Here is a 15,992-nt window from a genome sequence, read left to right on the forward strand (position 1 = left end):
CTAACTAAATTGCAAATAATATTTATGCAGCTCTTCCTGTCTCCACACCCCAACCTTAAAATTCATTGTTAATATCAAAAATAGCATTATTTTATAAGTTGAAATGGTTAATTTAAAATAGATATGTAACCAAATAAAAAACGGATTATGATGTCACCCATGGGTACAGTTTCAGCTAAAGAAGATGGAAAAGCAACCGATTGGCATACGCTGAATTACGGCGCCCGGGCGCTTGGACAGGTGGGGCTGGTCATGCTTGAGGTACATGCGGTTACCCCGCAGGGGAAAGATTCGGGTAGCCTCAGCTTATGGAGCGACAAGCACATCGCCCCGCTGCAAAAAGTCGTACAAGCCATCCATGATCAAGGCTACAAAGCTGGCCTCCAGCTCTGGCACGTCGGGCGCAAAGGCTCATTTCCTCAGGAAACAGCTGTATCTGCCTCTGGTTTGCCTCACCGCGAACGGGCGACCCATGCGCTGTCCATTGAAGAAATTCATAACCTTGTGCTTGCCTTCAAGGAAGCCGCCAAGCGGGCTTCGCAAGCTGGAATAGACGTCATTGAGCTACATGCGGCACACGGATATCTGATTAACGATTTTTTGTCCAAGTATACCGATCAACGGGAAGATGCATACGGTGGCTCGGAAGAGCGACGTTATCAATTTTTGCGGGAGATTATTGATGAGATTCGCTTGGTGTGGAGCGGCCCGTTGTTTGTGAGGATTTCCGCTGACGAATATAGCCCACTAGGCAATGGATTACAGGATTCCATTCAATATGCCCACTATATGAAAGCACAAGGTGTAGATTTGATCAATGTCAGCACTGGCGGTGTATTGCCGGACGTGCCGAGCGTGTATCCGGGCTATCAAGTACCGTACTCGGAGGCCATTCGTCAGGCTGCTGATATTCCGACTGCTGCCGTAGGACTGATCACTCACAGGATTCAGGCAGAGGAAATTTTGCGTAACGGTCGGGCTGATCTGGTGGCGGTAGGACGGGAACTACTGCGTAATCCATTCTGGTCCAGACAGGCAGCCGAACAACTCGGTGTCCGTATGGAAGAGCCTGCGCCATATAACCAGTTTTGGTTTTGACTAACTGTACATCGTATAGCGTGCTGTATTACGCACTGTATCGCGCCCTGAATTGAACGATTTCCACAATGATAGGGGTACCGGAGTGAATCGCTTCTCCTTCGTCGAGATGAATCGTCACCGAAGAAGGCGTCAGGCTATACAGAGTGCTTTCTTGTATCATCCCGTTAATATACAAATTGGCATAGCTGTTACTTCCGACATTAAATAGCGGAGAAGCCTCTTGGGCTCCATCAACAGAGAATTGATCCACCCTGATCGTGACCGAAGATTGAATATCATCGGGGGCAAAATAAAAATACCGTTCAGCGGTAGGAACAATTTCAATATCTGCAATGTCGAATGCCGGGCCGGAAGGACCTGTTACACCCTGCGCTCCCGTTGAGCCGGATACTCCCTGTGTTCCTGTCGGGCCCTGTATGCCCGTTGCACCTGTCGCTCCTGATATCCCTGCACCTACCGGGCCCGGAGTTCCAGGTGCTCCCGCTGCTCCGGGTACACCCTGCGCTCCTGCCAAACCCGGAATGCCTGGTGGACCTTGCACACCCGGCGAGCCGGTTACGCCTTGCCCTCCTGCCGGGCCGGACTTACCCTGCTGCCCTACCGGACCCGGCATACCTTGCTTTCCCGTCAGGTTTAATCTTCTGCGCCGTTTGGCAGGAACGCTACTATGCTGCCGATGCATAGTCAGCTTCGAATGTTTTTTGAAATGTAACCTCGTCTTTCTTCTCCGTCTGAATTTACAACTTGTTTTACATTTCTTACGTCTGATGAATCTGCAAAGTGCGGTTCGCTTTCCATGCCTTCTTCGTGATGAAGCGCGTTTGCCCATACCAGCCGTTTACACCTCCTTTTCTCATCTCTATGATATTGTATGCACATTACCCTGTAGGGTTTTGGGCATTTGCAGTAGTCCGTTATTAGTGAATCGCTTCCATCTATATTTGCAGTAAAATGAGGCTTCCTTCATCCACCCTGATTATTAACATAAAGGTTAATATGCCGTTTCCGAATCTGGATCACACTCATTTATTGATTATGAGCCATTGCATGGTTCAAACCATCCAAGAAAGGAGATGAGCCCCATGCCAATCATAAAACCTGTGTATACAGCAGTAGCTACTGCCCCCGTAGCCTCCGGTGGTGCTGTAACCACGACCATTACCCCAGCCGTGACTCGTTTTTTTGCAACGATTACAGCCGGAATGATCGGAGCTACAACAACAACCGTTCCTGCTGCAAGCTTTGTAGATGACGCTGATGCTCCAGTAGTTGCTTTGCCGACATTAACGGCTACGGATTCTGCTAATTATTATATTAACGGAGTTATTCAGCAGAGTTCCTTATTCACTCTAAGCACAGCAAGTCTGGTCATTGCCTCCGTGGATATTACACCGGGTGTTCCAGTTGTCATAGAAATATCAGACTTTAGCGGTACGACCTCCACCATCACAACACAGCCTACCATCTCTGCTCCTACCGTCACTATTATCACTTAAGCTATTCCACTATTTAGATTCAAGCTGGACTGAGCAATCAAGCACACTGTTCACTACCACGAATAATCCATAAAAGATCGGTTCAGATATATCTGAACCGATCTTTTATGCTCAAGATGATTGTATAATCGTATTCAAACAACCCGGTATCAAATGATTAAGGCAAAATAGCAAACGAACGCACCGGAAATCCGGGGGAATCCTGAATGCTCGGTACGATATTATAAATGACAGCACCCGTCGGAGGCAGCTTGTCTAAATTCGTCAGCACCTCAACCTGATAACGATCCTGTTCCAATATGTAATATTCCCCTACCAGCTTGCCTGCTTTGCGATAAGCAACGGAGGAATCGGTATCCAGCGTTTCATGTCCGATGGCTGCGACATTCCGCTCCTCTACCAAAAAGCGCAGCGCATCCAGCGACCAGCCCGGGCAGTGTGCGTCTCCCGTTGCATCCTTGTTCGAAAAGGCTTCCGAATCAGGCCAACGCTTGCTCCAATCACTGCGAAAGGCTACAAAAGCTTGATCGACAATTCGTCCATGCTCCTTCTCAAAAGCCACAATGTCGGCAACCGTAAGCTCATAGTCGGGATTAGTGGCCACGGCTGCTGAACGGTCAATAACGACCAGCGGCAGAACCAGCTCCTTCAAGGAAAGCTCATGCAAATAACGTTTGCCCTTCACAAAATGAACTGGTGCGTCAATATGCGTGCCATACTGCCCCGGAAAATAGTATTGCTTCACAAAAAAACCATCGTCATGAGTAAACAGCGTGTCAACCTGAACATTATCGAATAGCGGAAAATGAGGAATTTCAGGATAAAAGGCGTGGGACAAATCCACCCACTCTTTTTGCTTCAATAACTTCAAGATATCTGCTAAGTGCTCTGCCATGATGCCCATTCCTCCTCAGCTACATTATAAGAATTGTTTTGATTTTTATTGTACATTAACATTCCATTTGTTGATATTGATAGAGCCGCTACCGCCGAAAATTTCAGTACCGAATTCCACGCTGCTAACGAATTTCGCGTTACTCATCCGTTAGCCTTAATGGAATAGTTCACACTGGCGTTCATGTTTTTATTATCCCACAGACGTACAGGTAACCCGCTGCCTGGTGTATAATCCGCTGTCCTTGCCCCCACACATTATTAAATACATAGTACTTGTTTATTGGCAAAATGAATTTTGTCCGATGAGGTGGACGAGGAAGCTGCCGAGGCGGTCATAGCGGGGACGAGCAACAGGACTGCCAACGCAGCCAGCCAAAATCTGCGATAAAATGAGCGGTTTCTTAATATTTGATATTCCTCCTCTTGGATTGAAATCGTTAACATTCTCAACTAATCCATGCTCACCTCCATTTGTTTAGTGTAAGACCTATTGCTAGTGTTGAGGCAATCATATACAATTTGTAATTTTTACCAATTTTCATTATAGCATGAAGTTTGTTTGCTTCCCAGTATTTTTCCACGGAAAGCGAGGATTCCGAATACGGAAAATAATGATTTTTCGAGTGAAAAATACAAAAACAATTCCATATATTCATATATACAATTCCCATTTCATGTGATTGTTAACGTTTTCATTAGTATAACTTCGCTATGAATGGAAAAAAGTAGGGGTGCATTGTGTTATGTAAAATTTTCGACAAATATTTTAGTATGTAACTTTTATTATATTAACAAATACTGGAACAAGAAGTATGATAGAAAATGTAGAAACCACAGGAGCACCCGGGACTCCCTTCGTTTATCTACTCCACTAACCCCATATACGGAGGTAACTTTATGAAAAAGAGATTTTCACTCGGCATTGCAGCAGCTCTGCTGTTCACTACCCTTGCTCCTCTTGGCACACCCGCTCATGCGGCAGGCGATATTGGTAAGGAGGTGCTCGGCAGCAAGAACGGATGGGCAGCCTTTTCTACAGGAACGACAGGCGGATCTGCAGCCACAGCTTCCAATATTTTCACCGTAACGAATCGCAAGCAATTAGTCGATGCTTTGGGCAAAAGCAGCAATAGCACGCCTAAAATCATTTATGTCAAAGGCACGATCAACGCCAACGTGGATGACAATAACAAACCATTGGGATTGAACGATTACAAGGACCCTAAATATGATTTTGACGCATACCTCAAAGCATATGATCCATCTAAGTGGGGGAAAAAGCTTCCTTCCGGTACATTGGAAGACGCGCGTAAAGCTTCACAGAAAAATCAGGCCAGTCGTGTCGTCATTGATATTCCGTCCAATACAACGATTGTTGGTCTAGGTAGCAATGCCGTCATTAACGGCGCGAACCTTCAACTAAAAAGTGGGACAGACAACGTCATTATCCGTAATATTGAATTCCAGGATGCCTACGATTATTTTCCTCAATGGGACCCAACGGACGGCAGCACAGGCAACTGGAATTCGGAATATGACACCATTACAATTAGCGGCGCCACACATGTATGGGTAGACCACAATACCTTCAATGATGGGTCTCATCCTGATAGCGGAAACGGTACCTTTTACGGTCAAGAATACCAGCATCATGATGGACTTCTCGATGTGATTAACCAAGGCGATCTGGTTACGGCTTCTTACAATCACTTTTACGATCATGATAAAACGTCGATTATTGGCAACAGCGACAGCAAAAAAGCAGATGAAGGGGCTTTACGTGTAACCCTGCATCACAATTATTATGAAAACACAGTACAACGTACACCACGCGTACGGTATGGACAAGTCCATCTGTACAACAATTACTATACAGGTGATGTAAAACGCTCCGAATATCCTTCACTGTATATCTGGGGTGCAGGCAAATCCTCCAAAATTTTTGCTGAAAACAATGTCATCGATGTTGATGGCTTGTCCGCAGATAAAATCGTAACTGTCTTTGGAGGCACAGCCCTGTCCGACACAGGCACTCTCCTGAATGGACAAGCCGTAAATGCAGGCTCCAGCGCGGGTCTTAGCTCCTCTGTAGGCTGGAAACCATCGCTGAACGATAAGATTTCCCCATCCGCCAGCGTGAAGGCAGAAGTCACTTCCCAAGCCGGTTCCGGCAAGCTGTAAAAAAACTGCCCCGCTAGCACAAACAGCCACAGGCTTCCACAACCTGCGGCTTCACACCAAAAGAGCTGTTCCCACCGTAGATTCTTCCACGGAGAGAACAGCCCTTCTTCATTTTCTAATCATTTTAAATTACACACTAACCGCCGTATTGTTCCACCAGAACCGGCTTTTCAAATGCATTATCCAGCTTGCGAAGCTTGGCCTTTACCGCTGCTGGCGGCTCAACCGCAGGTGCATCCGGATGCAGCAACCATGATTTCACAAAGTGCGTGTCGGATAATTGAAAGAGCGGAGGCTCTTTTTCAAAATCAATCTTCATCGCATAAGCACTGCGGGCTGCAAAAGCATCTCCTACAGGCGGATGAAGCAAATCAGGAGGTGTACCCGGAATCGCCGCCAGCTTCTGACCGTGGCTGTCCAAACTTGGCATAGAAGCGAGAAGCCCCCATGTATATGGATGTTTCGGGTTATAGAAAACCTCGTTAACCGTACCTGTTTCCACAATTTGTCCGGCATACATAACCGCAACCCGATCTGCCATCTTCGCTACTACACCGAGGTCATGGGTAATAAAGATGATGGAAGTATCAATCTTCTTCTGAAGATCCTTCATCAGCTCCAAAATTTGAGCTTGAATTGTTACGTCCAGCGCAGTTGTCGGCTCATCGGCAATCAGGAGCTTCGGATTGGCAGCCAGTGCCATCGCGATAACGACACGTTGACGCATACCGCCACTGAACTCATGCGGATATTGGTTAAAACGTTGCTCCGGATGAGGAATACCTACCAGATTAAGCAGCTCAATACCCCGTTTGTGAGCAGCATCCCTGGATATTTTTTCATGCTTGAAAAGCACTTCCGTGATCTGCTTGCCGACTTTCATCGTCGGGTTAAGCGAGGTCATCGGGTCCTGAGAAATCAGTCCGATTTCCTTACCACGAATTTTCTGCATCTGCTTTTCCGTTTTATGAATCAGCTCTTGTCCGTCAAAAATAATTTGACCCTTCTGATAAATACCGGGAGGGGTTGGAATCAGCTTCATCACAGCCTGTGAGGTTACACTTTTGCCTGAGCCAGATTCGCCCACGATCGCCAGCGTCTCTCCTTTATTGACATGAAAGTTTACGCCACGAATGGCCTGCACTAGTCCCTGGCGGGTCTTGAAAGATATCGTTAAGTCCTTCACTTCCAAAAGGCGGTTCATCTCATCACTCTTTCATTTATTATTAACCACTATTATTGACCACTATCTAAAAAAACGACGTTCAAGAGTCAAGGTATATACGATTAATTTTACTCAGTTTAGTACCCGCCAGTCAAGCTATATCTGCAATAATACCTAAAACCTGCCATATTGCGTTACATTCACGGGATGTTTATCCAGAAAAACGATCATTTTTAACCATTTCTTGCACTCATTTATAACATGCGTTGAATATAGCTGAACCTTGCACCACCCAATGGCGAGCGTGTGCAGATCAGTTCCCCGTTCAGCCGGGAGGCAATTTGACGGCAAATAGCCAATCCCAGACCTGTGACGCCGTTCGAGCCGGTATAGAATCGCCCAAATACCTCTTCCGCCTCTTCTTCAGTCAATCCTTCTCCGTCGTCATCCACATGGATTACCCATACGACCTCCGGTATCGTTCCCGCCTCCAAATGGATAACAACCTCGGTAGAGGTATGTCGAACCGCATTTTGCAACAAATTCAGCATCATGCGGAATAACTGTTCAGCCGGAACAGCCACATGCAGTCCCTCGCCTTCTACTCGAAGCGAAACAGAACGTTCCGCAGCCACTGGCATCAGCAAATGAATGGCATCCTCTGCCATGCTTTTTAGATCAATCAATGAGACAGGCCATTCTTCATCCAGCGCCTCCAGCCTCGATAGCTGAAGCAGCTTTTCCACCATGTCAATCAACCGCTGTGACTGTACTTTGATGATACTCAGCCCTTCGTCCTGGGAGACCACCTGATCCTGAATGGCGTATACGTAGCCCTGAATGGACATTAACGGTGTCTTTAGCTCGTGAGATACATTTTGCAAAAATTCAATTTGACCGTGGTGATGCTGCTGGATACGGGTGGACATCGAATGAAAAGTACCGATCAGCTCGCCAATCTCACTTTTATCCGCTTGTGGAAAATCACTGTCCTGCGGTTGATTCGGCTCATAGTTGCCTACGGCCTCTTTCAATCGTTTGAGCGGGCGCACCAAGCGTGAAACGACCATCAGTCCAATGACGAGAATGACGAGAAAGCTCGCCACAATGGATAGCAGCGTGGTTCTCATTAACGGCACATATAGCGCTCTTAAAGAAGACAACGGAGAATATACAAATATGCGAAAAGGCTGCCCGGGCAGTTCTTCATTTGTAAACAGTATCTTTTTACCTTGGAGCACGGCCACCCCTTCGTGTGTAGAGGCCAGATCGCGAGAAGACGGATGAACCGATGCAAAAAATCCCTGCCGGATCAACAGTAATTGTTCTATCTTCTTGCCCTCCATTCCGGAGACGCTGGAATGGACGATGCGGTTATCCGTGCTTAAAATAAAGTAATCGGCAGACAAAAGCACACCTTTGATGACATAGTTAAACTCAGCGCTGTCCAGTCGGTCAAAGCCCCCGTCGCTCATAATATGGACCGCTTTGCGTGCTTGATCATGAAGCTTGGATTTGGCCTGATTGACGAGAATGTCGTCGATGAGCCTGATGAATAGGAATAGCGTTATACAGACGGTAATGAGCATCGCGAGGGACAGGGACAGCAATATTTTAGCTCTCATCGTACGCATGGCTACAGCTCCTGTACCCTTGCTTTATACCCGAACCCCCATACAGTGTTAATGACAAGCGTGGAGTGATATTCCGCCAGCTTTTTGCGAATTCGTTTGACCAGATCATCCACCACTCTCACATCACCGATAAAATCATAGCTCCACACCTGCTGAATCAGATGCTCTCTGCCAAAAGGTCTTTCCAGATGATTTGAAAGAAACAGCAGCAGATCAAATTCACGTGAGGTCAGATTCACCTCTTGACCGTCCACCGTAACCTTACGGAATTCAGCGAAAATACACAGATTGCCCGCACGACATACATCTCCGTCTGTCTCTACCGCCTCCTTATCGTCCGGTGCAGAGGTTCCGGCCTTGGTCAGCCGCAGCATCGCTTTGACTCTGCCAACCAGCTCCCGAGGATTAAACGGTTTGGTTAAAAAATCGCTGCATCCCAGCTCCAGCCCGTGAATACGGTCACTTTCTTCCCCGCGAGCGGAGATCATGATAATCGGCATTTCCGTAAATTCGCGCAGCTGAGTCAGCAGGGAAAGCCCGTCAACTCCGGGCATCATGATATCGAGAACGAGGCAATCCGGACGGTCGGAACGGATATGCTCTACCAGTGTTTTGCCACTGGAAAAGGAAGTCACCTCGTAGGATTCCTTTTTCAAATATTCAGATATTAATTGCAAAATGAACACGTCGTCATCTACGACTACTATTTTCGTCATGGCCTTAACCCCTTGCCGTTGTTCTGGATGATTGTACCCTCTCTATAAGCTTAACAGAAGCCCAGCAAAATAGACAAAAGACGGGTATACCGTTCCCGGTCCCGTCTTTTCTTATCATAAATCGCTGCTGTATATGCCAGGCGAGCTGGAAGCGAATTGCTCTCCAACCTTATTTCTTGGTTGTTACTGTTTTAGCTGCTGCTTTTGGAGCGGTTTTCACTGCTGTTTTTGCTGGAGCAACTTTTTTAACAGGAGCTTTAGGAGCCACTTTTTTAGCTACAACATGATGTGCAGAAGTTTTGTGAGCAGTTGCTTTTGTTTTTACGGCATGATGTTTTTTCACATGATGTTTTTTCACATGATGTTTAACGGTACGGTGCTTCGCTTTTACTGCTTTTGCTTTGTGGGCTACTTTTTTAGCAACCGCTTTTTTGACTGGAGCTTTTTTCGCTTTTGTTGTTGATTTATGAGCTGTTGCAGCTTTTTTAACAGGTGCTTTCACCACTGGTGTTTTTGTCGCAGGTGCTTTAGTAGCCGGGGTTGTAACCGCCGGGGCTTTCGTTGCTGGTGCAGTTGTGGCTGGAGTTGCTGTAGCGGCGAATGCGCTGCTTGCTCCTCCCAATACGCTTACTACGGTCAATACGGCTGCTGCATTTTTAGTCCATTTTTTCATGATTGTATCACCTCTCCTTTAAAGTATCTTTAGCTTATCAGGAGAATTCGGGATAATTGTGGAACAAATGTGTGAAAAGTATATGAAAAAGCGTGCAGCCCCGTATTCAGAAAATACATGAGTCTGCACGCTATGAGTTTTACACAATTATATTCACTAACCGATGGCAATCCAGGAAACAATACCGTAGTTATGCGCGGTTTCGTTCCACTTGGTTACTACGATTACTGCTCCATCCGGTGTTTGCGATTTCAGTGTCGCATGAAAGAGAGGATGATTCGTCATCGCTACCAGCGTATAGTCCGGGTTCATAAAAGGCTCTGCGAATATAATGGTCACTTCCGTCTCTCCTTCGCTACCCTTTAAAAGAAACGGCGCTCTGCCGAACTGCTGCAATGCGGGCTGATTGGCACAGGTACGAACCGGGGTGATGCTCAAATGCTCCGGCTTCACTGCGTTCAGCTCCAGTTCACGTGAGCCTACGGAGCCTTCCGCCAGATGATGCCCTTCGATGCTTCGCTCTGCCAAATGATGGCTTTGTATTGCAGCGGCTTGTAAATGCTCTGGTCCCACGGCTTCGGGGCTCAGCACCTCACTGTCGACAGCTTGAACTTGCAGATGACGGCGGGATACACTCTCCGCCTGAAGTCTGTCACCACTGACGCCTTCCTCCGGCAAAAGTCCCGACAGATGAATATCTGTGGACAACTGAGCCATCGTCACCACGCCTGGCTTCAGGTGATGCGTGTCAATCACTTCCGCTCCAATGTGTGGGCCTTCAATGGCTTCCTCTGCCACATGCCGGGACTGTACCGCTCCATTTGCAAGCTTGCCAGACGTAACCGCTTCTTCCTGCAATGCGTCTTCCGACACCACCTGCCAGCCAATATGCTGCTGCTGGATGGCACCTGCTTGCAGATGCTCCGACTGGACGGAATCCAGCGCGATATGCCTTGATTGCACCGCGCCTTCTGCCAGCGCCGATTCCTGTACCGACCCATCGGCCAGGTGCCGGGTGTGTACGGCTTGCTCGGTCAAATGTGTGGAGCTTACGCTGGCTTCCGCCAGATTCGAAGCACGCACCGCCCGAAGTGCAAGCTTCTCTGCGGTCACGCACCCCGCCTGGAGCGCGTGAACGGACACACTCCCCGGCGCGATATGCCGGGTCAGCACTGCCGAAGCCTGCAAATGGGCAGAGGTGACAGCTTCAGGGGCCAAATGGTCCGAATGGATGACTTCCTCTGCCAGATGGTTTCCTTGCACAGCTTCGTCCGTAATGTGCCAAGGCTGGACCGAGTGGGCAGACAGCTTGGCGGCTGTCACGCTCTCATCTGCCAGTTTGTCGGACGTAACAGACTCATCCTGCAAGGCATCGGTTGATATCGCCTGTGATGCGATATGCTCGCCCTGAATCGTTCCGATGTGCAGATGGTGCGGCTGGATGGACTCCGGTGCGATATGCACGGACTTCACTGCTCCCTCTGCCAGCGCTCTGTCCTGTACCGCACCAGCTGCCAGATGCCGGGGGTGTATAGCCTGTGCAGACAGATGTGAAGGCCCGACGCTGCCTTCCGCGAGATTCATTCCTTGCACCGAGCGTGCTGCCAGCTTTTCCGAGGTGATGCTTTCCGCTTGAAGCGCACGACTGGATACGCTATCCGGGGCCAGATGTCTCGTAAGCACCGTCGAAGCCTGCAAATGGGCAGAGGTAACGGCTTCCGGGGCCAAATGACTCGACTGGATGGACTCTTCTGCCAAATGATTGGCTTGCACAGCTTCGTCCGTAATATGCCACGGCTGGACCGAGAGGGCGGACAGCTTGGCGGCTGTCACGCTCTCACCTGCCAGTTTGTCGGACGTAACAGACTCATCCTGCAAAGCACCGGTCGATATCGCCTGTGATGCGATATGCTCGCCCTGAATCGTTCCGATGTGCAGATGGTGCGGCTGGATGGACTCCGGTGCGATGTGCACGGACTTCACTGCTCCCTCTGCCAGCGCTCTATCCTGTACCGCTCCAGCTGCCAGATGCTGGGGGTGTACCGCCTCCGCAGACAGATGTGAAGGCCCGACGCTGTCTTCCGCGAGATTCATTCCTTGCACCGAGCGTGCTGCCAGCTTTTCCGAGGTGATGCTTTCCGCTTGAAGCGCACGACCGGATACGCTATCCGGGGCCAGATGTCTCGTAAGCACCGTCGAAGCCTGCAAATGGGCAGAGGTAACGGCTTCCGGGGCCAAATGACTCGACTGGATGGACTCTTCTGCCAAATGATTGGCTTGCACAGCTTCGTCCGTAATATGCCACGGCTGGACCGAGAGGGCGGACAGCTTGGCGGCCGTCACGCTCTCATCCGCCAGTTTGTCGGACGTAACAGACTCATCCTTCAAAACATCGGTCGATATCGCCTGCGATGCGATATGCACGCCCTGAATCGTTCCGATGTGCAGATGGTGCGGCTGGATGGACTCCGGTGCGATATGCACGGACTTCACTGCTCCCTCTGCCAGCGCTCTGTCTTGGACCGCTCCAACTGCCAAATGGTTTCCTTGCACAGCTTCGTCCATAATGTGCCACGGCTGGACCGATTCGGCGGACAGCTTGGCGGCCGTCACGCTCTCATTCGCCAGTTTGTCGGACGTAACAGACTCATCCTGCAAGGCATCGGTTGATATCGCCTGTGATGCGATATGCACGCCCTGAATCGTTCCGATGTGCAGATGGTGCGGCTGGATGGACTCCGGTGCGATATGCACGGACTTCACTGCCCCCTCTGCCAGCGCTCTATCCTGTACCGCTCCAGCTGCCAGATGCCGGGGGTGTATAGCCTGTGCAGACAGATGTGAAGGCCCGACGCTGCCTTCCGCGAGATTCATTCCTTGCACCGAGCGTGCTGCCAGCTTTTCCGAGGTGATGCTTTCCGCTTGAAGCGCACGACTGGATACACTATCCGGGGCCAGATGGCTCGTGAGCACCGCCGAAGCCTGCAAATGGGCAGAGGTGATGGCTTCCGGGGCCAAATGGCTCGATTGGATCGCTTCTTCTGCCAAATGGTTTCCTTGCACAGCTTCGTCCGTAATGTGCCAGGGCTGGACCGATTGGGCGGACAGCTTGGCGGCTGTCACGCTCTCACCTGCCAGTTTGTCGGACGTAACAGACTCATCCTGCAAAGCACCGGTCGATATCGCCTGTGATGCGATATGCTCGCCCTGAATCGTTCCGATGTGCAGATGGTGCGGCTGGATGGACTCCGGTGCGATGTGCACGGACTTCACTGCTCCCTCTGCCAGCGCTCTATCCTGTACCGCTCCGGCTGCCAGATGCCGGGGGTGTACGGCCTGCGCAGACAGATGCGGAGGACCGACGCTGCCTTCCGCGAGGTTCATTCCTTGTACCGAGCGCGCCGCCAGCTTTTCGGAGGTAATGCTTTCCGCTTGAAGCGCACGACCAGACACACTATCCGGGGCCAAATGTCTCGTGAGCACCGAGGAAGCCTGAAGATGCACCGAGGTGACCGCTCCGGCAGCCAGATGTGCCGAATCCACAGCCGCCACAGCCAAATGGTTGCTTTGTACAGCTTCATCCATAATATGTCCGGACTGCACCGCATGGGCAGACAGCTTGGTAGAAGTTACGCTTCCCTCCGACAGTTTGGCAGAGGTGACCGCTTCATCCTGTAAGGCCGGAGTAGCCACAGCCTGCAATGCAATGTGCTCTCCTTGAATGACTCCGTTTTGCAAGTGCTCCGATTGGATAGATTCGGGCGCAAGATGCGTAGACTTTACAGCGTTCTGGGCCAGCGCAGTTTCCTGTACCGCTCCAGCTGCCAAATGCCGGGTGTGTACCGCTTGCGCAGCCAAATGTGCAGGGCCGACGCTGCTTTCCGCCAGGTTGGACGCTTGCACGGCCCGAGCCGCCAACTTCTCCGAGGTGACGCTTTCCGCCTGAAGTACATGACCGGATACGCTATCCGGGGCGAGATGCTTGGTCTGGACCGATGCAGATTGCAAATGGTTGGAGGTGACGGATTCAGGAGCGAGATGATTCGCTTCCACTGCTTCAACAGCCAGATGATTGCTCTGTACTGCTTTATCTGTAATGTGCCATGGCTGCACGGAGCGTGCGGATAGCTTGGAGGAAGTTACGCTTCCCTCTGCCAATTTAGGCGCTGTAATCGCCAAATCATTAATTTTATCCGTAGCCACACTCTCCGGCGACAGTTTCAGCGAAGTGACGGCATGATCCTGCAAATGATGGGAGTATACCGCTCCACTCGCCAGATGCCCTGTTTGAACAGCGCCTTCACCCAATATGTCTGCGGTAACGGACTGCCCTTGCAAGGCCGAGGTTCCTACGCTGCCGTTCCCGATATGTTCGCTCAGCACAGAGCTGGAGGCCAAATGTGCCGAGCTGACGGATTGAGCCTGCAATGCCTTTCCACCCACACTGTTATCCGCCAGATGGTTTTCGCGAATAGCCCTGGGTGCAATGTGTACATCTGCAATTTCTTGAGGCGCAATTTTATTTCCAGTTACCGCTCCTGCGGCAATTTTGGCTTCCGTAACCGCTTCGTCAGCGATTTTGTCAGACTTAATAGCGTTCGAAGCAATGTGATTTTCCTTGACAGCCTGATTCGCCACATGGTGATCCAGAACTGCGCCCTTCCCTAATTTCTCGCTCGTCACAGCCCCGGATTGCAAATGCCGCTCCGTAACCGCCTCCGGTGCAATATGATCTTTCCGAATGACTTCGGACTGGAGATGTAAGGAAGAGACTGCCTCTGGTGAAATCTGAGGGCTTTGTATCGCTGCTGTAGCAATATGTCTGGTAAGTACCGCCTCATCGGCAATTTTGTGCGGTAAAATGCTCTGATCCGATATTTTGGATGAAGTGACGGATTGATCGACAATTTGCAACGAGCCTACAGACTGATCCGCCAGTTTATTGGACTGAATGCTCCGATCCGCCAGATGGCGGGCTGTCACTTGGCCTGTTCCAAGCTGCTCTTCCCCGATGGAGCCAGGACTCAGATGCTTTCTTTCAATCGCTCCGGCCTGAATATGCGCACTGGTGACCGCCTCAGGCTCCAGATGACGCCCGCTGACAACACCTTCCTCCAATTGCTCCTTGCCCACAATTCCGTTGGATAGCTGCTTGCGGTTAATCGAACCAGGGGCCAGATGCCGGGAATTAACGGCATGCTCGGTCAGGTGTGCGCTCTCAATGCTGCCAGCCTGTATTTTAGAACCATCCACAGCCCCATCCCGTAGTTTAGAAGTGGTGACAGACTGGTCTCCAAGCTTGGAGCTGTCGACGGCCTCATTAGCCAAATTGTTAGATTGAATCGTACCGCTGCGAATTTTATCGGAGGTGACCGCCTGGTCTTGAAGCATGTCTGGAGATACAATCCATTGCTTGAAGTGACGGCTCTCAATGGAGCCATTCGCAATATGATCGCCGCTGATAATCTTATCAGCCAGCTTTTCTGGAGTGATGCTGCCATCACGAAGTTTTTCACCACCAATGGAACGATCCTGCAATTTGCTGCCTGCCACCGATGCGTCCGACAGATGCTCCACCGTAATGGAATCCGGGGCAATCTTCGAAGAAGTCACTGCACCATCGGCTATTTTAATCGTATGAACGGCATAATCTGCCAGGTATTCCGTTTGGATGCTTTCTGGCTTCATCTTACTGGAATCTATGGAGCCGGGAGCAATCTTCTCCCCAGTTACAGCCAGATCGCTCAAATCGTCTGTATAAATGAAAGCATTATTTACATGCGGCGCTTTTTTATTATTCAAAATTTCCTCGACGTCAATCGGATCAGGCAGTGGCTCAGGCTCTTTTGGTTCCTCCATCGAAACCTCAGGCTCTTCTTCAACCGCATCTTCAACCTCAGTCCCGTGCTCGATATGGACTTCAGGCTCGACAACTGTCTGTAGCTCCGGCTCCTCTACTATTGGGGGAGGCGGAGAAGCAACTTGATGAAGTCTTGCTTCTGTCTCCCTCTCCGCAGGCTGTGGCTTCGAGCGCTGTATCATACTTAATTCATTCATGTCCGGGTCAATTACACGATAGAGCGGCTTTTTGTTTCTGGTGGTTTTTCGGCTCTTGTTCTTCAAGCAGCT

General features: G+C 49.9%; 10 protein-coding genes. 3 read left to right on the forward strand and 7 right to left on the reverse strand.

Annotation, left to right across the window (positions count from 1 at the left end; translation table 11 throughout):
• Positions 1-147 precede the first annotated feature (147 nt).
• A complete protein-coding gene (locus AC0WRU_RS17815; protein WP_476125778.1) occupies positions 148-1,098 on the forward strand; it encodes an oxidoreductase in 951 nt (316 codons plus the stop codon).
• A 28-nt stretch (positions 1,099-1,126) separates the two neighbouring features.
• Here AC0WRU_RS17815 and AC0WRU_RS17820 read toward each other — a convergent pair whose 3' ends face one another.
• Entirely contained in the window at positions 1,127-1,783 is a 657-nt protein-coding gene (locus tag AC0WRU_RS17820; RefSeq protein WP_476125779.1) for a DUF4183 domain-containing protein, read from the reverse strand.
• A 400-nt stretch (positions 1,784-2,183) separates the two neighbouring features.
• On the opposite strand from AC0WRU_RS17820, the gene AC0WRU_RS17825 reads away from it, so the two are divergent.
• On the forward strand, positions 2,184-2,597 hold the full coding sequence (locus AC0WRU_RS17825; protein WP_025683512.1) for a DUF4183 domain-containing protein: 414 nt from the start codon (positions 2,184-2,186) through the stop codon (positions 2,595-2,597).
• A gap of 157 nt (positions 2,598-2,754) precedes the next feature.
• On the opposite strand, the gene AC0WRU_RS17830 is transcribed toward AC0WRU_RS17825, so the two are convergent.
• Complete coding sequence (locus AC0WRU_RS17830; RefSeq protein WP_476125780.1) at positions 2,755-3,492, reverse strand: cyclase family protein; 738 nt, start codon at positions 3,490-3,492, stop codon at positions 2,755-2,757.
• Positions 3,493-4,391: 899 nt separating this feature from the next.
• On the opposite strand from AC0WRU_RS17830, the gene AC0WRU_RS17835 reads away from it, so the two are divergent.
• Positions 4,392-5,675, forward strand: a complete 1,284-nt coding sequence (locus AC0WRU_RS17835; RefSeq protein WP_476125781.1) for a pectate lyase family protein — start codon at positions 4,392-4,394, stop codon at positions 5,673-5,675.
• 136 nt (positions 5,676-5,811) lie between these two features.
• Here the strand turns inward: AC0WRU_RS17835 and AC0WRU_RS17840 are convergent, their stop codons facing one another.
• The 5 genes from AC0WRU_RS17840 to AC0WRU_RS17860 all read right to left on the reverse strand — a co-directional run bounded on the left by AC0WRU_RS17840 (position 5,812) and on the right by AC0WRU_RS17860 (position 15,986).
• The gene (locus AC0WRU_RS17840; protein ID WP_476125782.1) at positions 5,812-6,879 is read right to left on the reverse strand and encodes an ABC transporter ATP-binding protein; all 1,068 of its coding nucleotides are present in this window, start codon (positions 6,877-6,879) and stop codon (positions 5,812-5,814) included.
• A 215-nt stretch (positions 6,880-7,094) separates the two neighbouring features.
• Entirely contained in the window at positions 7,095-8,474 is a 1,380-nt protein-coding gene (locus AC0WRU_RS17845) for a sensor histidine kinase (RefSeq protein WP_476125783.1), read from the reverse strand.
• A gap of 2 nt (positions 8,475-8,476) precedes the next feature.
• A complete protein-coding gene (locus AC0WRU_RS17850) occupies positions 8,477-9,190 on the reverse strand; it encodes a response regulator transcription factor (protein ID WP_476125784.1) in 714 nt (237 codons plus the stop codon).
• Positions 9,191-9,359: 169 nt separating this feature from the next.
• Complete coding sequence (locus AC0WRU_RS17855; protein ID WP_476125785.1) at positions 9,360-9,863, reverse strand: hypothetical protein; 504 nt, start codon at positions 9,861-9,863, stop codon at positions 9,360-9,362.
• Positions 9,864-10,019: 156 nt separating this feature from the next.
• Entirely contained in the window at positions 10,020-15,986 is a 5,967-nt protein-coding gene (locus AC0WRU_RS17860) for a WIAG-tail domain (protein ID WP_476125786.1), read from the reverse strand.
• Positions 15,987-15,992: the final 6 nt, after the last annotated feature.

Source organism: Paenibacillus sp. 1-8, from assembly GCF_056316205.1.